The organism is Streptomyces sp. NPDC039424, from assembly GCF_055639495.1.
Genome location: NZ_JBVKAI010000003.1, coordinates 133,386 through 156,521 on the forward strand (window position 1 = coordinate 133,386; position 23,136 = coordinate 156,521).

Genomic DNA, 23,136 nt, shown 5'->3' on the forward strand with positions numbered 1-23,136 from the left:
CGCCGTCCGGGTGACTCATGCCTCCGGCTCGACCAGGGCCCGCGCGTAGTTGGCCATCGACCGCTGGTAGCGCGGAAGGTGCGGGGCCAGGGCGCCGAGGACGAGGGACAGGCCCTCGCGGTCCCGGCCGAGGCTGGACAGGCACAGGGCGAGGCAGGCGCGCACGGCGTCGTCCAACTCGTCCGACGGCGCGTCCAGTTCGGGCGTGAGCAGTTCGACGCCCTCCTCCGCCCGGCCGATGTTCCGCAGTGAGCTGGACATCTGGATCTTGGCCCGGCGCCCCTTGTAGCCGCTGACCTCGCTGAGCCCGAGGGACAGCGCCTCCCGGTACAACGGCGCCGCCTTGTCGGAGTGGCCGGTCGAGTCCCAGGCGCAGGCCCGCTCGAAGGGGCCCAGCGGGCTGCCCTCGGGCAGTTCGGCGGCCAGGGCGTCGATCACGGCCCGGAACTTCTCCGCCTCGTCCTCGGGACAGTCGTCGAAGGTGGCCCAGGCGGCGCTCACACGGTCTTCCCAGTCTTGGTTCACCGGCTCACCCTCGCACAGGTGTGCGCACACGACAGCTGATTTGAGTACACCGCGCACGAGGGCCGTATCGAAGGCCGGGGCCCCTCGCCGGGGCTCTCTGCGGCATGCTTTGCCCGACGGGACCGGAGGAACAGATGAGGTTGACGCGACCGATGGCCGCCCTTGTGGGCGCCGCCGTACTGGCGCTGGCGGGCTGCGGATCCGGCGACGACACGAAGTCGGTGCCGGCCACGGCCACCGGCAGCCTGGAGAGCCTGGCCGCCGAGGTGAAGTGCTCGCCGAACATCCAGACGGACGCCGACGAGATCCGGCAGGCCATCTGCAAGAACACCGACGGCAAGTTCATCCTCGCCACCTTCGCCACCGACCGTGGCCAGCGCGAGTGGATCAACGACGCCAAGGACTACGGCGGCTACTACCTCGTGGGCCGCAAGTGGGTCGCCGTCGGCGACGACGGGGTGGTCAAGGCGCTGCGCGGCACGCTGGGCGGCGAGGTGGAGATCGGGACGCACCACAAGGACCACAGCTAGCACCGCGGCTGACGGCGGGTCGGCGGCGGCACGCGCACACACACGGCGAAGGCCGGTGGCGGGAGGGACCCGCCACCGGCCTTCTTCAATGGCCCACCTCAGTGGGTCACTGGCACTTCTGACCGGAGTTGATGCAGTTGGCGATCTTGTTCGCCAGGTTGCCGGTCGTGACGCTGATGAAGTCGTCGTGGTCGGTGGCAGCCTTGTGCAGCTGCTCCGGGAAGCCGTCCACCGCGTACGCGTTCTTCACCACACCGTTCTGGATGGTCGGCGGGGCGATGTTGTACACCAGGCGCATCGTCAGCTGCGGGATCGCCTTGAAGCCGTTGGCGCAGTTGCCGTTGGCGTCGGCGAAGGCGACGTGCGTGCGGTGGTTGGCGCTGTCGGCGTTCTTGCCGTCCCAGCAGCTCTGGAAGGCGAAGGAACGGACCACCTGGCTGCCCTGCGGGCAGATCGGGTACTGCTCGGTGAGCTGGACCTTGTTCTCGAAGCCGGTGCAGCTCCAGTGCGCGTTGGCGTTCGCCAGACCGTTGGTGGTGGTCTTGGCGTCACCGGTGATGATGCGCAGGAACTGCGGCATCGCGACGACCTTGCTGGTCGGGCTGCCGACGTACTTGATCTCGGCCTTGGCCGGGGTCAGGATCTTGCCGACGTTGCCTTCCTTGCCACCGCCGTCCTTGTTCTGGTCGAAGTCCTGCGTACCGTTCTGGATACGCACGACCGGCCAGTAGTACGAGGACAGGTCGTTCTTGTTCGAGCAGCTGGTGCCGCCCTGCAGGAACGTCTGGTTGCTGGAGAACGCGTTGACCTTCTGGTTGCCGACGTAGTCGTGCAGGTGGTGCGCGCCGTTGGTCACGCCGGGCGCCACGATCACGTTGTCGGTGTTGAAGTTCTTGTTCGCGTTCACACCGCAGTTGGTGGTGAACGTGCCCCGCGAGGCGTTGCCGTTCTTCTGCGGCTTCGCCTTGACGTTCGCCTGGACCTTGGTGATGTCGACGAAGTCGGCGGCCGTCGGGCCGTTGCCCGCCTGGCCGTTGTTGCCCTGCTGCTGCCCGGCGTTGCCCTGCTGCTGGCCGCCGTTCTGCTGCTGGCCGCCGTTCTGCTGCTGGCCGCCGTTCTGCTGCTGACCACCGTTCTGCTGCTGACCACCGTTCTGCTGCTGGCCGCCGTTGTTCTGCTGACCACCGGCGGTGGTCTGGTTGGCGGTCTGCGTGGTGCAGGCGGCGAGCTGCGACAGCGCGCTGTTGAAGGTGCCCCCGACGCGCTGGATGTCGATCCTGATCCGGTCGATCGTCGCGGCCCGCTTCTCCTTGAGCGGCCCGACGATCGCGTTCTGGACGAAGCTCGCGTCGTTCGTCTGCGCCTGGCGGGTGGAGGCGAGGCGGGCGTAGGCCTCGGTGATCTGCTTGTCGAGGAGCGCCACCTCCTTCGCCACGCCGGAGCGCGCCGCGTTCGGCACGTTCGTCAGCTTCTGGCCCACGTCCGGGCAGGAGATCGTCGCCACCTGCGCGGCTGCGGCCTTCGTCTGATTCTGCGCGGAGTCGTTCGACTCATGCGCCGAAGCATAGAAATTCGCCCAGATCAGCCCGCCCCCACCGAGCGCTAGGGCCGCCGATGCGGCAATGGCCTTCGTGGCCAACGGCGTACGGCGTTTGCGTGTGTTGCGTCCCATGGAACTCCTCTGACTTCCTTGCGGGGCAGCATCGAGGCGCCCGACAGGAGTGAAGCGGCGCCTTTCCATACGGGCCCGGCCCCAGAGGTGTTCAGCCGTCTCACAAATTCATCAGAGGTTCTCTGCGCCATCTGCTCCCAACCCCCCTCTGAGCAGCAGAAGTTGCAGATAAATCCGGGAAGGTCAGCGATCCCGGTCCAGATAGGCCAGCACCGCCAGGACGCGCCGATTGTCGTCGTCCGACACCTCGAGTCCCAGTTTGGTGAAGATGTTGGAGGTGTGCTTCGCAATGGCCCGTTCCGTGACCACGAGCTGGGCGGCGATAGCCGCGTTCGACCGGCCCTGCGCCATCAGCTCCAGCACCTCCCGCTCGCGGGGCGTCAGCCGGCCCAGCGGCTGGTCGGCGGTGGCCGCCCGCCGGGACAGCAGCTGCTGGATCACCTGCGGGTCCATCGCCGTACCGCCCGCCGCCACCCGTCGTACGGCGTCCACGAACTGCTCCGCGTCGAACACCCGGTCCTTGAGCAGGTATCCCACCCCGCCGCTGCCGTCGGCCAGCAACTCGCGCGCGTAGAGCTGTTCCACGTGCTGGGAGAGGACCAGTACGGGCAGCCCCGGCCGGTCCTGGCGGGCCCGCAGCGCGCACTGCAGCCCCTCGTCGGTGTGGGTGGGCGGCAGCCGGACGTCGACCACGGCGACATCCGGCTTCAACTCGGTGAGCGCCAGGGCCAGCTCGGGCCCGGACTCGACAGCCGCCGCTATCTCGAAGTCGTAGGCTTCCAGCATCCGGACCAGCCCGTCGCGCAGCAGGAACAGGTCTTCGGCTAGGACAACGCGCACGGAATCTCCATGGTGGCCATGGTGGGGCCGCCCGCGGGACTGCTGACGGCCAGTACGCCGTCGAATGTACCCAGTCGCCGCTCGATCCCGGAGAGTCCGGAACCCGCCCCGACCAGCGCGCCGCCCTTGCCGTTGTCGGTCACCGTGATGCGCAGCATGCCCTCGGCGTGGTGGAGGTCGACCCAGATCCGGTCGGCGCCGGAGTGCTTGACCGCGTTGGTGAGCGCCTCGCTGATGGCGAAGTACGCGGCCGACTCCACCGGGGCCTGCGCGCGGCCGGGCAGCTCCACGTTCACCTCGGTGGCGATGGGCAGCCGCAGTGCCAACGCCCGTACGGCGTCGCCGAGTCCGCGCTCGGCCAGCACCGGCGGGTGGATGCCGCGGACCAGGTCGCGCAGCTCGGAGAGGGCGTCGGCGGAGGACTGGCGGGCCTGGGCGAGGAGCTGCTTGGCCTTCGCCGGGTTCTTGTCGACGAGCATCTCGACGGTGCCCAGGTCCATGCCCACGGCGACCAGCCGGGCCTGCGCCCCGTCGTGCAGGTCCCGCTCGATGCGGCGCAGTTCGGCGGCGGAGGTGTCGACGGCGTCGCGGCGCGTCTCGGTCAGCACCCTTACCCGCTCGGCCAGTTCGCCCTGGCCGGCGCCGAGCACGGCCCGGGTGAGCCGGAAGTGGGCGGTCAGCAGGAGCGGGGCGAGGGGGACGGCCGCCGCCAGGATCACCGCGCCCAGCGCGGCGGCGGCGAACGCGGTCACCTGGCTGCCGACCGGTACGAAGCCGTACCAGTACGCCTCGTGCGGGCCGCTCACGGCCCGCCACAGTCCGGCCGCCAGCGTGAACCCCTCCAGCGGGTAGAGGAGGAGCGCGGCCGGCAGCAGCGCGGTGAGGAAGCCGACCGTCATGTCGACCGGCAGCCACCGCAGGTCCCGCAGGACGGCCGGGTCGCGCAGCAGCGCGAAGGTGCGTCCCCAGGGGTTGGCGTCCTCGGGGATCGGCCGGTACGCGGGCGGGATCCGTATGCCGCACCACTCGGCCGCCAGGACGCGCCGCCAGTCGGCGACGGCGCGCACCCCCTTCAGCACCCAGGGAGTGGTGACGAGGCCGATGCCGATGGGGACGAGTGCGATCGAGACGGCGGAGAGGGTGAAGCACAGGACGGCCAGGGGCAGCGACACCACGGCCAGCGCCAGCCCCCGCACCGCGGTGAGCGCCGTCTCCCGCACTCTCGAACTTGCGCTCCGGCTCTTCGTGTTGGTGTCCATGACGCCAGTCTGGCCGAGTCACGGGCGGGGGGCACTGGCCTGAAGCCCCCCGTCAGGGGGTGGTGTCAGATACACCCCCGGCCGCCGCGAGCACCTTCGCCTCCACCTCCGGATCCAGGCCCTTGCGGGTCCGGTCGGGCCGCTGGGGCGCCGTGCCGCCGATGGCGCGAAGCCACGTCCAGGTGTCGGCGACGGTCTCCTCCACGGGCCGGCAGGCCAGCCCGGTCGCCACCGCCCGTGAGACGTCGGCGGCGTGCAGGGCGTCGTGCATGTCGCTGCCCGGCGGCACCCACACCGGCAGCTGCGTCCACGGCTCGATGCCCGCGCCGAGGATCACCTCCGGCTCGGTCCAGCGCAACTCCGCCGCCGCTCCGGTGACCCTCAGGCAGGCCTGGAGCAACTCGCTCATCGTGGCGTGGCCCTGAGGGCTCATCAGGTTGTAGGGGCCGCTCAGCTCGCGCTCCACCGACCCGAGGATCCACTCGGCGAGGTCACGGACGTCGACGTACTGCAGGGGCAGGTCACGCGGTCCGGGCGCCAGGACGGGGCCGCCGCGGGCGATCCGGGTCAGCCACCAGGGCAGCCGGCCGACGTTCTCGTACGGGCCGAGGATCAGCCCCGCCCGCACGAGCACCGAGTTCTCCGCCCCGAAGGCGTCGACGGCGGCCAGCTCGCCACCCCGCTTGTCCTGCGTGTACTCGGTCTGCTCGGCGTCGGCCTCGGCGCCCTCGACCAGGGGCGCGTCCTCGGTGTACCCGGCGGGCGGGGCCCAGGTGTACACCGAGCAGCTCGACACGTACACGTACCGGCGGGCGCGGCCCCGCAGCAGCCGCGCCGCCTCGTGCACCGCGCGGGGCGCCGCCGACCAGGTGTCGACCACGGCGTCCCACGCGCCGTCGGCCAGCGCCCCGAGGCCCCCGGGCGCGGTGCGGTCGCCGACCAGCGAGCGCGTCCCGGGGACGGGCGTGTGCCGCCCCCGGTTGAGGACCGTCACATCCCAGCCGCGCCCGAGGGCCGCCTCGACGACGGCCCGTCCCACGAACTCCGTACCACCCAGCACCAGAAGTCTCATACCGGTGACTGTGCCCGGTCCGCCCGCGGGAGGGAACGGTGCTCTGCCATGGGCAGAAAGGTCAGCGGCCGGTCGGCGGGGTGTACTTGTAGCCGACCCGGCGCACCGTCTGGATCGTCCCGCGGTGCTCGGCGCCGAGCTTGCGGCGCAGCCGGGCGATGTGCACGTCGACCGTGCGGCCGTCGCCCACGTGGCCGTAGCCCCACACCGTGGTGACCAGCTGGTCGCGGGTGTGGACCCGGTTCGGGTGCGCCACGAGGTGCGCGAGCAGCTCGAACTCCAGGTAGGTGAGGTCGAGTTCGCGCCCGCTCACGCTCGCGGTGCGCTGCACGGTGTCGATCCGCACCAGCGGTTCGGCGCCCGTGTGGACGGCCGGCTCGGGCTGGTCGGGCACCGCGACCGGCAGGAACGGCGGCTGCTGGTCGGCCGGGACCAGCACCAGGTAGCCGATCATCGGCGGCTGGCCCGGCAGGGTGGGCAGGGTGTGCTGCGGCGCCGGCAGCCAGGTGGCGCCCGGCGGCAGGAAGTCCGCGACGTCCACCACCTCGTCCCGGTCGACGGCGCGCAACCGGTGCCGGGCGGTGTGGGAGGAGGGGGCGGTGGCGGTGGAGAGGGAACGAGTGGTCGCCATGAGAGGTCAGCTCTTTCGCGCGAGGAGGTCGTCGGGGAGGACGTACGTCGTGTCGCGCTGGCCGAAGGCCGGGGTGTACGGCTTTAGAGGGCCCGCGCGTTCGTCGCGCGGCAACACACCCGGTCGAAGTCGTGGTGCTGACGAGAAGGCCAGAAGGGCTCGAGGTCATGGCGACCTGTCGCGGGGTACTTCTGGAAGCCGGCCATGTGCTTATTCAAGCAGACATGCGCTTGTGACAGGAGCCTTCTCTCACTCCTCGGACAACAAGCGGCAGGGGCGCCCGCCATGACGGCGGGCGCCCCTGAAGGCAACATACGGCGGATCAGGCCTGGCCGGCCTTCTCCAGGGCGGTGCAGCAGGTGTCGACGATCAGACGGGTCACCACGTACGGGTCGACGTTGGCGTTGGGACGGCGGTCCTCGATGTAGCCCTTGCCGTCCTTCTCGACCTGCCAGGGGATGCGGACCGAGGCGCCGCGGTTGGAGACTCCGTAGGAGTACTCGTTCCACGGGGCGGTCTCGTGCAGACCGGTGAGGCGGTCGTCGATGCCGGCGCCGTAGTTCTTGACGTGGTCGAGCGGCTTGGAGCCCTCGCCGAGCGACTCGCACGCGGTGATGATCGCGTCGTAGCCCTCGCGCATCGCCTTGGTGGAGAAGTTGGTGTGCGCGCCGGCGCCGTTCCAGTCGCCCTTGACCGGCTTGGGGTCGAGGGTGGCGGAGATGCCGAAGTCCTCGGCGGTGCGGTAGAGCAGCCAGCGGGCCACCCACAGCTGGTCGGCGACCTCCAGCGGGGCGAGCGGGCCGACCTGGAACTCCCACTGGCCGGGCATGACCTCGGCGTTGATGCCGGAGATGCCCAGACCCGCCTTCAGGCAGTTGTCCAGGTGGGCCTCGACGATCTCGCGGCCGAAGATCTCGTCGGCGCCGACACCGCAGTAGTAGCCGCCCTGGGGGGCCGGGAAGCCGCCCTCGGGGAAGCCCAGGGGGCGGGAGCCGTCGAAGAAGGTGTACTCCTGCTCGATGCCGAAGATCGGCTCCTGCGCGGCGAACCGCTCGGCGACCTCGGCCAGCGCGGCGCGCGTGTTGGACGCGTGCGGGGTGAAGTCGATGTTCTGGACCTCGCACAGCACGAGGATGTCGTCGCCGCCGCGGATCGGGTCGGGGCAGGAGAAGACCGGCTTGAGCACGCAGTCGGAGGCGTGACCCTCGGCCTGGTTGGTGGAGGACCCGTCGAAGCCCCAGATCGGAAGCTCCGCGCCCTTGGCGTCGTCCGCGATGATCTTCGTCTTGGAACGCAGCTTGGCCGTCGGCTCGGTGCCGTCGATCCAGATGTACTCAGCCTTGAAGCTCACGGGCCACATCCTTCGGGGGTGGGTCTAGGCGCACTTGCGGGTGCTGCGGCGCTGCGGCACTGGGGCGCCGCCGTTGTTGCCCGGCAGCCTGTCAACAGGCGATTTCCCGATCATTGCTCGAGTGTGAACCCCGTGTTACCTGGTGGTTCTGTGCCCGGGCTCACGTTGTGAGGAGGGGCGGGACGGGGTAGAGGGGGTCACTCGCCGCCGGTGGCCGCGTCCCGCACCCCGCCGAGGAAGTCCCGGATCGCGGCCAGCTGGCGCTCGTCGTAGCCGCGCAGCAGCTCCACCGACCGGTCGATCAGCGGGCCGAAGAAGGCCCAGCCCAGCTCGACCGCCCGCTCGTCGACCTCGATGACGACCTTCCGCCGGTCCCGCTCGCCGCGCACCCGCCGCACGTGCCCCGCCCGCTCCAGCCGGTCCAGCAGCGCCGTGGTCCCGGCCGAGTTGAGGCCGAGCGCGGCGCCCAGCCGTCCGGCGGTCGTCTCGTCCCCGGCCCGGCGGGCGTCCATCAGGGCGATCAGGGCGCGTACGTCCGTGGGGTGCATGCCGTTGCGGTGGGCGAACCGCGCGCTGTGCAGCCCCAGTTCGACCGCCACCGCGCGCAGCAGGTGGACGATCTCCATCTCGGGGCCCGGTTCGGCGGCTGTCATACGGCTCCTCCGACTATCATCTCGGCAAACGAGTATCTCGCTCAACGAGATAATAGGGGTGGTTCGCATGGCCGGGTACGACAGTGACGCCTTCCGGATCGCGTACGACAAGGTCATGGCGAAATGGCCGGGCGAGCGGGAGGAGCTGACGGTCGCCACGCCGTTCGGGGAGACCCACGTCAACGCCTGCGGCCCGCGCGAGGCGCCCCCGCTGCTCCTGCTGCCGGGCGGCGGCGGGGCGACCTCCGCGTCCTGGCACGCGCAGGTGGGCGACCTCGCCCGCACCCGCCGTGTCCTCGCCGCCGACCTGATCGGCGCGCCCGGCCGCAGCACCCCCGCCGCCGGCCGTCACCCCCGTACGGTCGCCGACCTGGCGGTGTGGCTGGACACGCTGCTCGACGGCCTCGGGGTGACGGAGGCGGACCTCGGCGGGCACTCCTACGGCGCCTGGATCGCGCTGCACTACGCCCTGCGCGCCCCCGCCCGGACACGCCGCCTGTTCCTCCTGGACCCGACCCAGTGCTTCGCCGGGTACAAGGCGGCCTATCTGCTGCACGCCCTGCCGATGCTGCTACGTCCCACGCCGGCCCGTGTGCGGGCCTTCCTGGAGTGGGAGACCGGTGGTGCCCCGCTGGACCCCGACTGGCTCCGCCTCCAGCAGGCGGCGGCCGGCTTCCCTGCCGTGAAGCCGGTGACCGGGCCGCGCCCGGGGCGGGACGCGCTGCGCGGTCTGGACATGCCGGTCCTGCTGCTCTTGGGCGGGAGCAGCAGGACACATGACACGTACGAGGTGGCGGACCGGGCCGGTGCGGTGCTGCCGCACGCGGAGACGGTGGTGCTTCCGGAGGTTTCCCACCACGCGCTGCCGCAAGCGGCACCGGACGGCCTCGCCGGTCACCTCAGCTCATTCCTGTCGGACTGAGTCTCACCCCACCTTCTCGATCACCGCACGGCGGATCAGGAACTTGCCGGGCTCCCGTACCTGTTCGAAGGCCGCGTTGTTGAGCAGCACGCAGCTACCGGAGACCGAGGTGACCTTCACCGTCGTGGACTTGTTGTTGTCCAGGTTGGTGACCTTCAGCGTGGTCCCCGCCGGGAACTGGTTGCTGGAGGCCGCCGGGGCACCACCCTCGCCGGAGAGCGTGACGGTGGAGCCCTTGCAGACCTGCTGGCCGGAGGCGGCAGCGCCATCGCCGGTGCCGGCGTTTCCCTCGGCGGCGGTCTCGGAGGGCTGCGCGGTCTGCTGCCCGGCCTGCTGGCCGCCTTCCTCGCCGCCCTGCGCCGGCTGCGTCGCCTGGGAGCCCTGAGCCGACTCCCCAACGACGCAACCGGACGCCTTCTGCTGCACCTTGATCTGTTCGATGACCGCCTGGCGGTTGGCGATCCTGGCCTCCGACTGGGCGTCCGGGGCGGCCTTCTGACCGTCGATGAACTTCTGGTTGTTGCCGAGGGCCGTGGCCAGCCCCTGGCAGACGGTCGAGTCCGCGGCGGACAGGGTGTTCGCCTTCTGCGGGCTCTGTGCGGCGTTCGAGGTGGACGCCATGGCGAAGGCTCCGCCTCCCGCCACCGCCGCGGCGCTGACCAGCAGCGCGATCTTCTTCTTCGTACCGAGCTTTCTCCTGCGGGACATGCGCGCCTCCTGAAGAGGTAGGGGAGCGTACGCCGCTATGTACGAGATACCGAACGAGGTTACTCATCAGTTACACGAGTCCACTGAAGTGGCCTGCGTCACACCGGAGTTCACTTGCGGGAAAGGGCGTCCTGCACGGCCTCGTCCGTACGGGCCACCACCGCCGTGCCGTCGTCCGCCGTGATGATCGGACGCTGGATGAGCTTGGGATGCCCGGCGAGAGCCGTGATCCAGCGCTCGCGCGAGGACCCGTCCCGCGGCCACTCCTTGAGGCCGAGCTCCTTGGCGGCGGCCTCCTGGGTGCGGGTGATGTCCCACGGTTCGAGCCCGAGCCGCTCCAGTACGTCCCTGATCTCGTCCTCGGTGGGTACGTCCTCCAGGTAGCGGCGGACGGTGTAGTCGGCGCCCTCGGCGTCGAGCAGGCTGATGGCGCTGCGGCACTTGGAGCAGGCGGGGTTGATCCAGATTTCCATGCGGCCAACGGTACGCGAGAGGCCTGCGAAAGCCCCTTTGGCCAGGGGCTTTTGTCAGTGGCGGGTCGTAGAATAGAAGCAGTGTTCGAGGGTGTCGCCGGGTCCCCGGTGCGCGCCCTGACCGCGACAGGAGGATGCCTGTGCCCGCTGCCGCCCCGTCCGTCATGAAGCGCCCGCTCCCGCCCGGGCGCCCGCGCGAGTGGTACGTCACCCACAACCGCCGCCTCAAGGCCATGCGCCTCGCCATCGCCCTGCTCGACTCCGGTGTCTACGTGCCCAACCAGGCCCGCGACGAGACGATCCGGAACACCGCGGAGCGCATCGGCATCCACCCGCCGTCGGCCACGACCTGCCACATGGTGCGGGCGCTGATGCGGTACAGCCGCTAGCCGGTGAGACAGACCCACCCGCCGTCCGCTCCCACGAGGTGGGGGCGGACGGCGGGTGGATCACAGGACGGAGAGATCGGGGCCGGAGCACGCATCCGGCAGAGCCGGGTACTCGGCCGGTGGGCTCACGGATTCTGGCTCAGAAAGCCAGAGTTCGTCGACGACGGCCATCCTGGCCATGTTCTCTCTCAGGCTGTCGGCGTTCGCGTCACGGACGGCCTCGCCCGACATCCCGGTGACGTCGTTCGCCAGCTTCAGCGGGGACAGCATGGCGTAGGAGGCTATGTCGAAGAACAAGGACACCATCCGCTCACCCCGCAGGGACTGTTCCTCGGGCAGACCCCGGTCCACCACGCCGGCCGCCGCCCGGAGGGCCTTGTCGGTGAACTCCCCCGAGAGAAGGGCCGTGGCCACCTTCCGGGCCGTGCACACCAGCACCGCCACCTCGTCGACCTCCGCCAGGGACACGGGGGTGTCGTCGGGGACGGGGGCGCAGGGCGTCGGGCGTTCCCCGCCCGCCGGCTCCCCCACGATGAAGTCCGTCAGATCCCGGAAGGACCGCAACAGCTCACGCACCTGCTCGGCGAGAACGGCCCGGTCGGCGTCCAGCCTCACTTCCCAGGCGGCGCGGTGGAGCCTGCGGGCGTGCTTCCTCAGCTCGGTCCTGGAGATGGGGGCCGGCGGGCTGCCCGGCCCTCGGTCTGCGCTCATGGACGTACTCCTCGAAGGGCGCGACGGCCGTGTCCCTCTCGACGGTACGTTCCCGAGGCCGCCGCCGAGGGACTGGAGAGGCGCGCGGTGATCAGCGGGCGGGACAGGCGGACGAGGTGAACGAGATCTGCCTCAGCCGGCTGACAGCTCCTTCTCCAGCGGCGTCCGGAAACGCGGAGTGATCCGCGTCGCCCCCACCCATTCCCGCAACCGGGCGGCCTCCGCGGCGATCGCCGCCTCCGCCTCGCGGCCCGTGGCGCCGGTGTCCAGAAGCCGCCAGCCGACCTCCCCGTCGGCCCGCTGCGCCCAGCCGCCCACCACCCGCCCGTTCCACCACACCGTCGGCCCCACGTTGCCGCTTCCGTCGAACAGGGCGGCCCGCAGGTCCGGCGCCAGGTACCAGTCCCGTCCCTGCCACCCCATGGCCGTGGGATCGAGGCCGGGCAGCAGGGCCGCCCACGGCTCCTCGGGCTCGGCAACCGGATCGGCGTCCCCCTCGACGACGTATCCGGCCCCCTCGTCCAGCGACACCGTCTGCGCCCCGATCGCCCGCAGCGCGGCCCGTACGTCCGTCACCCGCCAGCCCGTCCACCACTTGAGGTCGGCCTCGGTCGCCGGGCCGCAGGCGGTGAGCCAGCGGCGGAGCAGGGCGGCGCGGGCCCCGGCGGCGTCCAGTTCGGGGTGTTCGGGGGCCACCGCCCAGCGGAACTGGCTGGAGGTCCAGGAGCCGAGCGGCCGGCCGCGGACCACCTTGCCCTCCACGCCGAGGACGCGCAGAAGGCGGCCGGAGACGGTGTGCATCGCCTCGTAGCTCTTGCCCGCCGCGTACACGAACTGCTCCCGCAGCCGCGGCTCGTCGCGGGCCAGCTCCGCCGCCGTCGCCTGCCCGCGCCGGGCGAGCGCGGCCAGCGCCGACGCCTCCACCTCCGCCAGCCAGGCCGCGTCCGGCGCCCCGCCCTTCGCCATGTCCTTCAGGAGCGTGGCCCGGGCGCGGGCGGCCACGTCCAGGGCCGTCGAGGCGTGCACCACGGCCGTCAGGTCCGTGGGGAACACGAACACGGTGTGCCGCATGCCGTGCATCCGCACCAGCGTGCGGTCCTCGTACAGCGCCCGCTCCGTCTCCGGCACGGTCTTCGCCGGCTCCGCCAGCCGCGCGCCCACCGCCAGATACACCGTCGCCGGGTCCGTGCCGTGCAGCGCCACCAGGGAGGCCGCGACCTCCTCGGGGCCCGCCACCCGTGCCGTACCGGCCAGCCGGTGGCGCAGGGCAAGGCGGGCCCGCCGCTCCGCCGCGCCGATGTGCCGTTGCCGTCCGCCGCTCATGCCGACCTCCACCCGTCGCCCGGTACCCGGCTCCATCCTCGCCGACGCCACTGACAGGCGACGGCTCAGCCGTACCGCTCCAGCAGTCCGGAGACGTACGCCTCCAGCCGGCCGGCCAGCACCTCCGGTGTCAGGTCGGTCCGGCCCAGTTCGCGCCAGGGGCCGGCCAGCTTCGCCGCGTCGGGGGAGTAGGCCAGGGCGTCGAGCAGGCGCCAGTACAGGTGGTCCGCGCCGGACGCCCGACGCCGGCCGCCGTGCGCCTCGTACCGGTCCCCGAAGGCCAGGCCGTGCTCCGGACCGTGCAGCAGCGCCAGGGCGGTCGAGCAGTGCGCGACATCGAGGTCGGCGGGGCCCCAGGAGGTCTCCACCCAGTCCACCACCCCGCTCACGCGCAGGTCCTCGCCCGCGCCGGAGAACAGCACGTTCCCGGGGTGGAAGTCCCGGTGCAGGAAGCAGCCGTCGTACGGCGGCGGACCGCGCCGGATGACGTCCACCGCCCGCTCCCACGGGGCGCCCGAGGGAGTGCGCACCCGTTCCGGTGAGGTCCAGGCCTGGTACGGGCGCGGACGCTCGCCGGGGACCACGCGGTGGATCCGGACCAGCTGCGCGGCGAGCAGGTCCAGGCGCCGCTCCAGCTCCGCCCCGCCCGGCTCGTCCACCCTCACCTCGCCGGGCAGCCGGGTCATCAGCAGGGAGGGGTGGTCGCAGTGCTCGGCGGTGGCGTCCACCGCGACCAGGGCCGGTGCCGGGACGCCGTCCTCACCGGCGAGCAGCGTGAGCACCTCGGCCTCGCGGGCCAGCAGACCGGGCCCGTGGCGGCGGAAGAACGGCTTCACGAACGTACGCAGCACCAGGGCGGTGCCGTCGTCGAGGGTGAGCCCGCGCATCTGGGAGCTCCAGCCGCCGTACAGGAAACGGGAGCCGGCGATCGTACGGCCCTCGGGCAGCTGCTTCGCCGCCCAGCCCAGGGTCGCCGTCCAGCCCCTCTCGCCCAGGCCGGTCAGCACGGCGTCCGCGAAGTCCCGCCGGGCGTCCGCGTGCTCGCGGAACCACAGCCCCAACCGGTGCTCGGCGTCCGGGAGTTCAAAGCGGGTGAACTGGGCGTGCGCGGCCAGCGCGTCCTGGACGGCCTCCGTCACCTCCGGCGGGATGACCGCGTCCGTGCCCGGCACCGCGAGCACCGCCCGGCCCGGGTAGGCCCGCAGCGCCTCCAGCGCGGGCGAACGGCGCCAGCCGCCGGGCGTGCGGATGATCTCGCTGAACCGCCCGTTCCCCTCCCCGAAGGGCACGTCCCAGGCCTGCGGCGCGTACACCGCGGGAGCGCACAGGCCCACGGCGGCCACCCGCTCCCCGTAGTGCCGGACGAGGTCCGCCACCGTCTGGCCGCTCATGCTGAACCCGACCAGCACCAGCGGCTCGGCCGCGGGCACCTGCGCGTCGATCACCGCGACGGCCTGCTCGAAGCGCCGCCGCAGGCTCAACTCCCGCAGCGCGCCCGTGCTGTTGCCGTGCCCCGAGAAGTCGAGGGCGAGCCCGCGGCAGCCCCGGGCGACGAACTCCCCGAGCAGTGGCCGTAACCGCTCCTCGCTGCCGGTGCCCGCGCCGTGCAGCAGCACCGCGGCGGCCCGCCCGGGACCGCCGCCGTGGACACCGGCGAGCCGTTCACCGTCGAACGCGAACGTGAAGGGCGCCAAGGAGGTGACGGAGGAGAGCTCACTCATGGCCCGCATTCACTCATGGAAAACGGGGTGCACTCCGCGTGATCGTCTCCCTACGCTGGATGCGAACCCACGGAAACGGAGGCCCGAGATGGGCACCATCGTCCTGTCCGGGGCGGTCGTCCTGGTCGTCCTGGGATTCGGAAACCACAGCTGGTGGCTCGCGGCGGTCGCCGTGCTCTTTCTGTACGTGCAGTACGGGCGGGCCGGATCCCCGTCCACCAAGGAAGGCACGGCGGGCACGCCCGCGACGTACCAGGCCTACCGCGAGGGCCGTGACCGCCAGGCCAAGTGGGAGCGCCGCTACCGTCGCGAGCGCCCCTTCGAGGCCCGGCGCCAGGAGCGCGAGAAGAAGCGCGCGTAAGTCCCGTGGGAGCCCCCGGTCACAGGCCGGGGGCTCCCCACACCGGGAACCAGCGGCCGAGGTCCGGCTCGATGCGCAGATCGCTCCCGAGGGTTGCCTTGACCCGCAGCTCCAGTGCGTTGTCACGGCGCTGCGGCGCACCGGGCAGCGGGGCGAAGGGGTAGAAGGTACCCCTCTTGTAGAGGTACACCAGCGCGAGGCGGCGCCCGGCGTCGTCGTGGAAGCCCGCCAGGGAGCACAGCAGCTGCGGGCCGAAGCCGTTGACCTCCATGGAGCTGTTCACCGCGTGCAGGTCGTTGACCAGCTGGGGCAGTTGGTCGGGGGTGCGCTCGGAGACCAGCCAGGAGTAGCCGAAGTCGTCCTGCCGGAGTTCCACCGGCGGCCCGGTGCGGTCCGCGTCCGCGTCGAGGAGTGCCTGGACCTCCCGGTGCGTCTGCTCGAAGGCCGCGCCCTCGACCGTGGCGAAGCACACCGCGCCGCCTCCGGTCGGTGTGAACCCGGCCGCCGCCTGAAGGGTCACGGCCGCCGAGGGCAGCGCGAACAACTGGTCCAGGTCGGGCGCGACGGGCTTCGTGCGGCCGAGGAGGATGTCCAGGAACCCCATGCTCAGCCCGCCCTGCCCGGCTGCGCCGCCTCACCCAGCTCGCCGGAGATCCGGCCCAGCTGCTCCAGCCGCTGCTCCAGACTGGGGTGGGTGGAGAAGAGGCGGGAGAGACCGGGCTCGGCGCCCAGCGCGGGAGTGAAGTAGAAGGCGTTGAAGGCCTGGGCCGTGCGCAGGTCGGCGGTCGGGATCCGGGCGATGTCGCCGGAGACCTTGGTGAGCGCGGAGGCCAGCGCCGAGGGACGGCCGGTCAGCAGCGCCGCCGCACGGTCCGCGGCCAGCTCCCGGTAGCGGGACAAGGCCCGGATGAGCAGGAAGCTGATGGCGTAGACGGCCGCCGAGACCGCCATCACGACGGCCAGCACGGCGGCGGTGTTCTGGTCCCTGCGGCCCCCGCCGAACAGCCCGGAGTAGAAGGCGAACCGCACGATGAGTCCGGCGATCACGCCGAGGAAGGACGCGACCGTGATCACGGCCACGTCCTTGTGCGCCACGTGCGACAGCTCGTGCGCGAGCACGCCCTCCAGCTCGGCCGGCTCCAGCCGCCTGAGCAGCCCGGTGGTCACGCATACCACGGCGTTGTCGGCATTGCGTCCGGTGGCGAACGCGTTCGGCATGTCCATGCTGGAGACGGCGACCACCGGTTTGGGCATGTCGGCGATCGCGCACAGCCGGTCGATCACCGCGTGCAGCTCGGGATACTCCTCCCGCTCCACCACCCGGCCGTGCATCGCGAACAGCGCGATCCGGTCGGAGAACCAGTACTGGGCGCCGAGCAGTGCCACCGCGATGACCACGACCAGCACCCAGGACTTCAGCAACACGATCAACGCGGCGACGAACCCCACGTACAACAACCCGAGCAGGAACAGCGTGGTCCCCATCCGTACGGTCAACCGCCGGTCGCTCCGGAAGCGGCTCTGCATCTCGCATCACCCCGCAGTAAGGCACTCGTCCCGCTGTCCAGTGTGCACCTGAGGACCGCCATGAAGCGGTTCCGATCAGCCCTAGGACCAGCAAAAAGCCCAGGACGGGCAGAAGATCCCTAAGGGTAGGCCCGCAGCTGGGCGTACCCCAGCAGCACGATCACCGCGGCCACGCAGCCCAGCACCACGGCCGTCGATATCCAGGAGGAGCGGCGCGGTGCCGGGTCCGGGTCGGCGCGGAAGGGGGCCGGGTTCGGCGGGTTCTCCTTCCAGCGGGCGGCGAGCATCCGGGCCCGGGCGGAGGGCTCCTTGTGCTCGGCCGAACTCGCCCATCTGTGGTCGAACTCCCGCTCCCAGTCGTCCTGTTCAGTCATCCCCGTCAAACCTCTCTCGTCCGTCACGGTCAGGAGGGATGATCCCCCGACTGTAGGAAGCCTGGGAAGGGCGGACGGTTTCGTCCGGATGCTGAGTGGTCGAGGGGCGGCTAGCATTTAGACGAGAGCCGCGATGCGGGCTACGCAGCCCTGCTTCTTCTTAGGCGGCAACACCTACGACCGCGCCGGACTTTTCGCCCTGCGGCCGCGGCCATCCGTCTCGTGCCCGAAAACCGCACGAGGGGATGGGAGGAGGTTTACTCATGAAAGCACAACGCGCGAGGCGTCTCTTCGCGGTGTCTGCGATCGGCGTTCTGATGGCCAGTGGTGCCACGATCGGTGCGGCAGGTACGGCCTCGGCAGCCGCCCCGTCCCAGGCCCCCACCAACTTCGGCTGCTTCGATCGCGGCGGCCATCGCTGGTGGAACGACAACTGCGGTTTCGGCTTCAACAACGGCTTCGGCAACCGCAGCGGCTTCAACGACTTCAACAACGGTGCCGTCGTGGTGATCGTGGTCGGCTGAGGACGGCAGCGAGGAGGGCCGCCACCCGGGAACCCGGTGGCGGCCCTCACTACGACCGGCTCAGGCGCCGATCATGCCGATCACACGTCGAAGTAGAGCTCGAACTCGTGCGGGTGCGGACGCAGCTGCAGCGGGGCGATCTCGTTCGCGCGCTTGAAGTCGATCCACGTCTCGATCAGGTCGGACGTGAAGACGTCACCGGCGAGCAGGAACTCGTGGTCGGCCTCGAGCGAGTCGAGGACGGCCGGGAGCGAGGTCGGGACCTGCGCCACGCTCGCGTGCTCCTCGGGAGCCAGCTCGTACAGGTCCTTGTCGATCGGCTCGGCCGGCTCGATCTTGTTCTTGATGCCGTCCAGGCCCGCGAGGAGCAGAGCCGAGAAGGCCAGGTACGGGTTGCCGGAGGAGTCGGGCGCGCGGAACTCCACGCGCTTGGCCTTCGGGTTGGAGCCCGTGATCGGGATACGCATCGCGGCGGAGCGGTTGCGCTGCGAGTACACCAGGTTGATCGGCGCCTCGAAGCCCGGCACCAGACGGTGGTAGGAGTTCACCGTCGGGTTGGTGAAGGCCAGCAGCGACGGGGCGTGCTTGAGGATGCCGCCGATGTAGTAGCGGGCGGTGTCCGACAGGCCGGCGTAGCCCTGCTCGTCGTAGAACAGCGGGTCGCCGCCCGCCCACAGCGACTGGTGGACGTGCATGCCCGAGCCGTTGTCACCGAAGATCGGCTTCGGCATGAAGGTCGCGGTCTTGCCGTTGCGCCAGGCCACGTTCTTCACGATGTACTTGAAGAGCTGGAGGTCGTCGGCGGCGGCGAGCAGCGTGTTGAACTTGTAGTTGATCTCCGCCTGGCCGGCGGTGCCCACCTCGTGGTGCTGGCGCTCGACCTGGAGACCGGCCTTGCCCAGCTCCAGGGAGATCTCGGCGCGCAGGTCGGCGAAGTGGTCGACCGGCGGGACCGGGAAGTAGCCGCCCTTGTAGCGGACCTTGTACCCACGGTTGTCCTCGAGGGCGCCGGTGTTCCAGGCGCCCGCCTCGGAGTCGATGTGGTAGAAGGACTCGTTCGCGCTGGTCGCGAAGCGGACGGAGTCGAAGACGTAGAACTCGGCCTCGGGGCCGAAGTACGCGGTGTCCGCGATCCCGGTGGAGGCGAGGTACGCCTCGGCCTTCTTCGCCACGTTGCGCGGGTCACGGGAGTACTGCTCGCCCGTGATCGGGTCGTGGATGAAGAAGTTGATGTTGACCGTCTTGTCGCGGCGGAACGGGTCGACCCGGGCGGTCGACAGGTCGGCACGCAGGGCCATGTCGGACTCGTGGATGGCCTGGAAGCCGCGGATCGACGAACCGTCGAAGGCGAGCTCCTCGTCCGGGTCGAACGCCTCGACGGGCAGCGTGAAGTGCTGCATGACGCCCGGCAGGTCGCAGAAGCGGACGTCGATGAACTTGACGTCCTCGTCCGCGATGAACTTCTTGGCCTCGTCGGCGTTCTGGAACATCCAGCTCCTCCTACTCCCGGCCGTTCCCGTGCCGGGGTGGTAGTTCGTTCGTGCGGCCAGTGCGGTGGCACACGCTGTCCTCGACCCTAGGGACGGGTGATTTCTCGGGCGTGACCCATTTGTTTCGCAGAAGTTAACCGGTCCTGGTTCCACCGTAGCTCCGCCGCTCCGGGGCGACACCCCGCCGTCCGGCGGGCATATGCGGGCGCAGTACCGTGGACGGGTGGACAACAGGCGAGCAATCGGATCGTGGCTTTCCGGGCCGCGCGCGGCCATGGAGGACGCCGGTGCCGACTTCGGATACCGGGGCGAGCAACTCGGTCTGCCCGAGGAGGGGCCGGGCTCGATCGCCCGCCCGGGACGGCGACTGGGCGCGCTGGTCGTGGACTGGGGCCTGTGCGTCCTGATCGCATACGGCCTGATCACCCACGGCTACAGCCCCGCCACCAGCAACTGGGCGCTGCTTATCTTCTTCGTCCTCGGCGTCCTGACCGTCGGCACCGTCGGCTTCACGCCCGGTAAGCGGCTCTTCGGCATCCGCGTCGTCGCCCTCGACACCGGCCGCGTCCAGCCGCTGCGCTCCCTGCTCCGCACCGCCCTGCTGTGCCTGGCGATCCCGGCCCTGATCTGGGACCGCGACGGACGCGGGCTGCACGACCGCGTGGCCAGGACGGTCGAGGTCCGCATCTAGAACGCCTCTACGAGCTGCGAAAGGGGGCGCCCGGAGTGATCCGGGCGCCCCCTTTCTCGTACGGGTGATGTCAGCGGGCCTTCGGTCCGCCGCGCGGCATGCGCATGCCCCGGGGCATCGGGCCCTTCGGCAGCGGCATGTTGCTCATCAGGTCGCCGAGCGCGCGCAGCCGGTCGTTGGTGGCGGTCACCTGGGGGCCGGTCAGGACGCGCGGGAACTTCAGCAGGGTGGTGCGCAGCTTCTTCAGCTCGACCTGGCCCTCGCCCGTGCCGACGATCACGTCGTGCACCGGCACGTCCGCGACGATGCGGGCCATCTTCTTCTTCTCGGCGGCCAGCAGGGTCTTCACCCGGTTCGGGTTGCCCTCGGCGACCAGCACGATGCCGGCCTTGCCGACCGCGCGGTGCACCACGTCCTGGTTGCGGTTCATCGCCACCGCGGGGGTCGTCGTCCAGCCCCGGCCGATGTTGTCGAGCACGGCCGCGGCTGCGCCCGGCTGACCCTCCATCTGGCCGAAGGCGGCCCGCTCGGCCCGGCGGCCGAACACGATCGCCGTCGCGAGGAAGGCGAGCAGCAGGCCCAGGATGCCGAGATAGATGGGGTGCCCGATCAAGAAACCGATCGCGAGGAGGACACCGAGGGTGCCGATGCCGACGGCCGCGAGTACAAGGCCGATCTTCTTGTCGGCCTTGCGGGTCATCTTGTAGGTAAGGGCGATCTGCTTCAGTCGCCCGGGGTTCGCAGCATCCGCTGCGGTTTCCTTCCTCGCCATGCCCACGAGTCTACGTGGCCCCGGGAGTGCCTATGACGGCAGTGTCCCGGAAGGTGCGGTTCAGGAGCGGGAGGAGAGCGCCTGGTCGAGGACGCGCTCGGCCTCGACCCGGTCCTTGGCGCGGCGGCGGTCCTCCAGGACCGAGGTCCACGCGTTGCGGCGGGCCGTGCGCTGGCCACTGCTCATGAGCAGGGACTCGACGGCACGGAGTGCGTCGGTGAAGGACGGGATGGCGGTGGCGCGAACGGGCGCGGCCTGCATGGTGGAGGTCCCCCCTCGATATACGGCTGCGGGTACGGGGTGTACGCGGTGTGAGTCCAGCGTCACTGTTTGGTGTTACCAGGGTGTGACCGACCGGTCAAACGCCAATGAAGCCTTGTTGGAGTGGGCAGAAACGGCGACGCGGCCCTGACGGGCGTCCTCATCTGCGAGAACTGTCAGGACCGCGTCGAATCGGTCATTACTGGCCGGTAGTTTCTTGTGCGTGAATTCACACGCTTGCCCCGCGCCCGTTCGGCGCAACGCCGGTGACGACGTGTCAGACGGCCTGTGGGGCGACGTACGCCCCGTCCTGCCGCGGAGCGGCCGACCGGCGCTGCTCGATCGCCATCCCGTACAGCCGCCCGGCGCGGTACGAGGAGCGGACCAGCGGGCCGGACATCACCCCGGAGAAGCCGATCTGCTCGGCCTCCTCCTGCAGCTCCACGAACTCCTGCGGCTTGACCCAGCGCTCCACGGGGTGGTGGCGCACGCTCGGGCGCAGGTACTGGGTGATGGTGACCAGCTCGCAGCCGGCGTCGTGCAGCTGCTTCAGCGCCTCGCTGACCTCCTCGCGGGTCTCGCCCATGCCGAGGATCAGGTTGGACTTGGTGACCAGGCCGTAGTCGCGGGCCTCGGTGATGACCTTCAGCGAGCGCTCGTAGCGGAAGCCGGGGCGGATCCGCTTGAAGATCCGGGGGACCGTCTCGACGTTGTGCGCGAAGACCTCGGGGCGGGAGGAGAAGACCTCGGCGAGCTGCTCGGGGACCGCGTTGAAGTCGGGGGCCAGAAGCTCGACCTTGGTCCGGCCGCCCTCGCGGCCGGCGGTCTGCGCGTGGATCTGGCGGACCGTCTCCGCGTACAGCCAGGCGCCGCCGTCCTCCAGGTCGTCGCGGGCGACGCCGGTGATGGTGGCGTAGTTCAGGTCCATGGTGACCACGGACTCGCCCACCCGGCGCGGCTCGTCGCGGTCCAGGGCCTCGGGCTTGCCGGTGTCGATCTGGCAGAAGTCGCAGCGCCGGGTGCACTGGTCGCCGCCGATGAGGAAGGTCGCCTCGCGGTCCTCCCAGCACTCGTAGATGTTCGGGCAGCCGGCTTCCTGGCAGACCGTGTGCAGGCCCTCGCTCTTCACGAGGTTCTGCATCTTCGTGTACTCGGGACCCATTTTCGCCCGCGTCTTGATCCACTCGGGCTTGCGCTCGATGGGGGTCTGGCTGTTGCGGACCTCCAGGCGCAGCATCTTGCGTCCGTCGGGTGCGACTGCGGACACGACCGGCTCCCTAGCGATTGATTCTTCGGCGTGCTCAAGGGTACGCCCGTTGATTTGAATGCCCGGCGCGGGCGCCGGCCTGGTCCTCAGACGGCCGAGGGGCTGGGTTCCGCCTTCTCGACGACCCGCGGCTTGAGGTCCGCGTTCTCCAGGACCTCCCTGAGGTGCCGCTCCGCCACCGGCAGCACCTCCTCGATCGTCACGTCCCGGCCCAGCTCGCCCGCGAGCGAGGCGACGCCCGCGTCCCGGATCCCGCACGGGATGATCTTGTCGAACCACTTGTTGTCCGGGCTCACGTTCAGGGCGAAGCCGTGCATCGTCACGCCCTTCGCCACCCGGATCCCGATCGCCGCGATCTTGCGGTCCTCACGGCGCTGGCCGGCGTTGGAGGGGGCGTACTCCGGGCCGTTCAGCCGCGGATCGAACTCCTCGTCCTGCAGCCTGGGGTCGAAGTCCAGCGACAGACCGCCGATCGCGGGCCGTTGCTCCACCGGGTCGCCGAGCACCCAGACCCCGCTGCGGCCCTCCACGCGGGTCGTCTCCAGGCCGAACTCCGCGCAGGTGCGGATCAGCGCCTCCTCCAGGCGGCGCACGTGCGCGACCACGTCCACCGGACGCGGGAGCTTCTGGATCGGGTAGCCCACCAGCTGGCCGGGGCCGTGCCAGGTGATCTTGCCGCCGCGGTCCACGTCGATGACCGGGGTGCCGTCGAGGGGGCGCTCGCTGGGCTCGGTGCGGCGGCCCGCCGTGTAGACCGGGGGGTGTTCGAGGAGCAGTACGGTGTCGGGGACCTCGTCGGCGAACCGCGCCGCGTGCACCCGGCGCTGCTCGTCCCAGGCCACTTGGTAGTCCACGGCCTCGGCACCGAATCCCATGCGGACGAACCGCAACTCACTCACGGCAAGCGCCTCCCTCGAAGCTCGTAAGGCACGAAACGCGCCCACGCCACTGTACGTCCGGCCGTCGCGCGTCAGCCGTGCGGGCAATCCTCACACGATCGGATGAATGCCTGCCGAAGGGTGCGATCGGGTGCTCACTCTCCGCTACATTCACGCCGTTCAGGAGGCCATAAGGGCTGCTCACAGGCGA

At 70.8% G+C, this 23,136-nt stretch carries 27 protein-coding genes; 6 read left to right on the forward strand and 21 right to left on the reverse strand.

Annotation, left to right across the window (positions count from 1 at the left end; all coding sequences use genetic code 11):
• Window positions 1-15 precede the first annotated feature (15 nt).
• Complete coding sequence (locus ACZ7L0_RS08800; protein WP_471242195.1) at window positions 16-543, reverse strand: tetratricopeptide repeat protein; 528 nt, start codon at window positions 541-543, stop codon at window positions 16-18.
• Window positions 544-659: 116 nt separating this feature from the next.
• On the opposite strand from ACZ7L0_RS08800, the gene ACZ7L0_RS08805 reads away from it, so the two are divergent.
• Window positions 660-1,055, forward strand: coding sequence for a hypothetical protein (locus ACZ7L0_RS08805; protein WP_471241724.1), 396 nt, complete (start codon window positions 660-662; stop codon window positions 1,053-1,055).
• A gap of 106 nt (window positions 1,056-1,161) precedes the next feature.
• Here ACZ7L0_RS08805 and ACZ7L0_RS08810 read toward each other — a convergent pair whose 3' ends face one another.
• From ACZ7L0_RS08810 to ACZ7L0_RS08840, 7 genes are all read right to left on the reverse strand, one after another.
• Window positions 1,162-2,727, reverse strand: coding sequence for a DUF1996 domain-containing protein (locus tag ACZ7L0_RS08810; protein ID WP_471241725.1), 1,566 nt, complete (start codon window positions 2,725-2,727; stop codon window positions 1,162-1,164).
• A gap of 183 nt (window positions 2,728-2,910) precedes the next feature.
• Window positions 2,911-3,567 (reverse strand): LuxR C-terminal-related transcriptional regulator, encoded by a 657-nt coding sequence (locus ACZ7L0_RS08815; protein WP_471241726.1) that lies wholly within the window; start codon window positions 3,565-3,567, stop codon window positions 2,911-2,913.
• Entirely contained in the window at window positions 3,552-4,826 is a 1,275-nt protein-coding gene (locus ACZ7L0_RS08820) for a sensor histidine kinase (protein WP_471241727.1), read from the reverse strand. Before ACZ7L0_RS08820 ends, ACZ7L0_RS08815 begins: the two co-directional genes overlap by 16 nt.
• A 52-nt stretch (window positions 4,827-4,878) precedes the next feature.
• The gene (locus tag ACZ7L0_RS08825) at window positions 4,879-5,898 is read right to left on the reverse strand and encodes an NAD-dependent epimerase/dehydratase family protein (protein ID WP_471241728.1); all 1,020 of its coding nucleotides are present in this window, start codon (window positions 5,896-5,898) and stop codon (window positions 4,879-4,881) included.
• Window positions 5,899-5,959: 61 nt separating this feature from the next.
• Window positions 5,960-6,529 (reverse strand): winged helix-turn-helix domain-containing protein, encoded by a 570-nt coding sequence (locus ACZ7L0_RS08830; RefSeq protein ID WP_471241729.1) that lies wholly within the window; start codon window positions 6,527-6,529, stop codon window positions 5,960-5,962.
• 322 nt (window positions 6,530-6,851) lie between these two features.
• Window positions 6,852-7,880: a glutamine synthetase gene (gene glnII, locus ACZ7L0_RS08835; RefSeq protein ID WP_471241730.1), complete on the reverse strand. Its 1,029-nt coding sequence runs from the start codon at window positions 7,878-7,880 to the stop codon at window positions 6,852-6,854.
• 197 nt (window positions 7,881-8,077) lie between these two features.
• Entirely contained in the window at window positions 8,078-8,533 is a 456-nt protein-coding gene (locus ACZ7L0_RS08840) for a MarR family winged helix-turn-helix transcriptional regulator (protein ID WP_471241731.1), read from the reverse strand.
• Window positions 8,534-8,600: 67 nt separating this feature from the next.
• On the opposite strand from ACZ7L0_RS08840, the gene ACZ7L0_RS08845 reads away from it, so the two are divergent.
• Window positions 8,601-9,455 carry an alpha/beta fold hydrolase gene (locus ACZ7L0_RS08845; RefSeq protein ID WP_471241732.1) on the forward strand — a complete coding sequence of 285 codons (855 nt, stop codon included), beginning with the start codon at window positions 8,601-8,603 and terminating at the stop codon, window positions 9,453-9,455.
• Window positions 9,456-9,458: 3 nt separating this feature from the next.
• Here ACZ7L0_RS08845 and ACZ7L0_RS08850 read toward each other — a convergent pair whose 3' ends face one another.
• Together ACZ7L0_RS08850 and ACZ7L0_RS08855 are read right to left on the reverse strand one after the other, a co-directional pair.
• Window positions 9,459-10,163 carry a hypothetical protein gene (locus ACZ7L0_RS08850; protein ID WP_471241733.1) on the reverse strand — a complete coding sequence of 235 codons (705 nt, stop codon included), beginning with the start codon at window positions 10,161-10,163 and terminating at the stop codon, window positions 9,459-9,461.
• 110 nt (window positions 10,164-10,273) lie between these two features.
• Window positions 10,274-10,636: an arsenate reductase family protein gene (locus tag ACZ7L0_RS08855; RefSeq protein ID WP_471241734.1), complete on the reverse strand. Its 363-nt coding sequence runs from the start codon at window positions 10,634-10,636 to the stop codon at window positions 10,274-10,276.
• A gap of 134 nt (window positions 10,637-10,770) precedes the next feature.
• Between ACZ7L0_RS08855 and ACZ7L0_RS08860 the strand changes: the two genes are divergently transcribed.
• Window positions 10,771-11,025 carry a hypothetical protein gene (locus ACZ7L0_RS08860; protein ID WP_471241735.1) on the forward strand — a complete coding sequence of 85 codons (255 nt, stop codon included), beginning with the start codon at window positions 10,771-10,773 and terminating at the stop codon, window positions 11,023-11,025.
• 60 nt (window positions 11,026-11,085) lie between these two features.
• Here the strand turns inward: ACZ7L0_RS08860 and ACZ7L0_RS08865 are convergent, their stop codons facing one another.
• The 3 genes from ACZ7L0_RS08865 to ACZ7L0_RS08875 form a co-directional block, all read right to left on the reverse strand.
• Window positions 11,086-11,736, reverse strand: a complete 651-nt coding sequence (locus ACZ7L0_RS08865) for a hypothetical protein (RefSeq protein WP_471241736.1) — start codon at window positions 11,734-11,736, stop codon at window positions 11,086-11,088.
• A gap of 132 nt (window positions 11,737-11,868) precedes the next feature.
• A complete protein-coding gene (locus ACZ7L0_RS08870) occupies window positions 11,869-13,059 on the reverse strand; it encodes a winged helix DNA-binding domain-containing protein (protein WP_471241737.1) in 1,191 nt (396 codons plus the stop codon).
• Window positions 13,060-13,124: 65 nt separating this feature from the next.
• Complete coding sequence (locus ACZ7L0_RS08875; protein WP_471241738.1) at window positions 13,125-14,780, reverse strand: alpha/beta fold hydrolase; 1,656 nt, start codon at window positions 14,778-14,780, stop codon at window positions 13,125-13,127.
• An 88-nt stretch (window positions 14,781-14,868) separates the two neighbouring features.
• Between ACZ7L0_RS08875 and ACZ7L0_RS08880 the strand changes: the two genes are divergently transcribed.
• Window positions 14,869-15,141: a hypothetical protein gene (locus ACZ7L0_RS08880; RefSeq protein ID WP_471241739.1), complete on the forward strand. Its 273-nt coding sequence runs from the start codon at window positions 14,869-14,871 to the stop codon at window positions 15,139-15,141.
• Between the two features lie 19 nt (window positions 15,142-15,160).
• Here the strand turns inward: ACZ7L0_RS08880 and pspAB are convergent, their stop codons facing one another.
• From pspAB to ACZ7L0_RS08895, 3 genes are all read right to left on the reverse strand, one after another.
• Window positions 15,161-15,745, reverse strand: coding sequence for a PspA-associated protein PspAB (gene pspAB, locus ACZ7L0_RS08885; protein WP_471241740.1), 585 nt, complete (start codon window positions 15,743-15,745; stop codon window positions 15,161-15,163).
• Window positions 15,746-15,747: 2 nt separating this feature from the next.
• The gene (htpX, locus tag ACZ7L0_RS08890; protein ID WP_471241741.1) at window positions 15,748-16,668 is read right to left on the reverse strand and encodes a zinc metalloprotease HtpX; all 921 of its coding nucleotides are present in this window, start codon (window positions 16,666-16,668) and stop codon (window positions 15,748-15,750) included.
• A 119-nt stretch (window positions 16,669-16,787) separates the two neighbouring features.
• Entirely contained in the window at window positions 16,788-17,042 is a 255-nt protein-coding gene (locus ACZ7L0_RS08895) for an SCO2583/SCO2584 N-terminal domain-containing protein (RefSeq protein WP_471241742.1), read from the reverse strand.
• Between the two features lie 263 nt (window positions 17,043-17,305).
• On the opposite strand from ACZ7L0_RS08895, the gene ACZ7L0_RS08900 reads away from it, so the two are divergent.
• Window positions 17,306-17,566 carry a hypothetical protein gene (locus ACZ7L0_RS08900; RefSeq protein WP_471241743.1) on the forward strand — a complete coding sequence of 87 codons (261 nt, stop codon included), beginning with the start codon at window positions 17,306-17,308 and terminating at the stop codon, window positions 17,564-17,566.
• 80 nt (window positions 17,567-17,646) lie between these two features.
• On the opposite strand, the gene glnA is transcribed toward ACZ7L0_RS08900, so the two are convergent.
• On the reverse strand, window positions 17,647-19,056 hold the full coding sequence (gene glnA / locus ACZ7L0_RS08905) for a type I glutamate--ammonia ligase (protein ID WP_471241744.1): 1,410 nt from the start codon (window positions 19,054-19,056) through the stop codon (window positions 17,647-17,649).
• A 223-nt stretch (window positions 19,057-19,279) separates the two neighbouring features.
• On the opposite strand from glnA, the gene ACZ7L0_RS08910 reads away from it, so the two are divergent.
• On the forward strand, window positions 19,280-19,747 hold the full coding sequence (locus ACZ7L0_RS08910; RefSeq protein WP_471241745.1) for an RDD family protein: 468 nt from the start codon (window positions 19,280-19,282) through the stop codon (window positions 19,745-19,747).
• A 70-nt stretch (window positions 19,748-19,817) separates the two neighbouring features.
• Here the strand turns inward: ACZ7L0_RS08910 and ACZ7L0_RS08915 are convergent, their stop codons facing one another.
• The 4 genes from ACZ7L0_RS08915 to lipB form a co-directional block, all read right to left on the reverse strand.
• Window positions 19,818-20,519, reverse strand: a complete 702-nt coding sequence (locus tag ACZ7L0_RS08915; protein ID WP_471241746.1) for a DUF4191 domain-containing protein — start codon at window positions 20,517-20,519, stop codon at window positions 19,818-19,820.
• Window positions 20,520-20,579: 60 nt separating this feature from the next.
• Window positions 20,580-20,780: an SCO2195 family GlnR-regulated protein gene (locus tag ACZ7L0_RS08920; RefSeq protein WP_471241747.1), complete on the reverse strand. Its 201-nt coding sequence runs from the start codon at window positions 20,778-20,780 to the stop codon at window positions 20,580-20,582.
• A gap of 277 nt (window positions 20,781-21,057) precedes the next feature.
• Window positions 21,058-22,047, reverse strand: coding sequence for a lipoyl synthase (gene lipA / locus ACZ7L0_RS08925; RefSeq protein ID WP_471241748.1), 990 nt, complete (start codon window positions 22,045-22,047; stop codon window positions 21,058-21,060).
• Between the two features lie 86 nt (window positions 22,048-22,133).
• Window positions 22,134-22,991: a lipoyl(octanoyl) transferase LipB gene (gene lipB, locus ACZ7L0_RS08930; RefSeq protein WP_471241749.1), complete on the reverse strand. Its 858-nt coding sequence runs from the start codon at window positions 22,989-22,991 to the stop codon at window positions 22,134-22,136.
• Window positions 22,992-23,136: the final 145 nt, after the last annotated feature.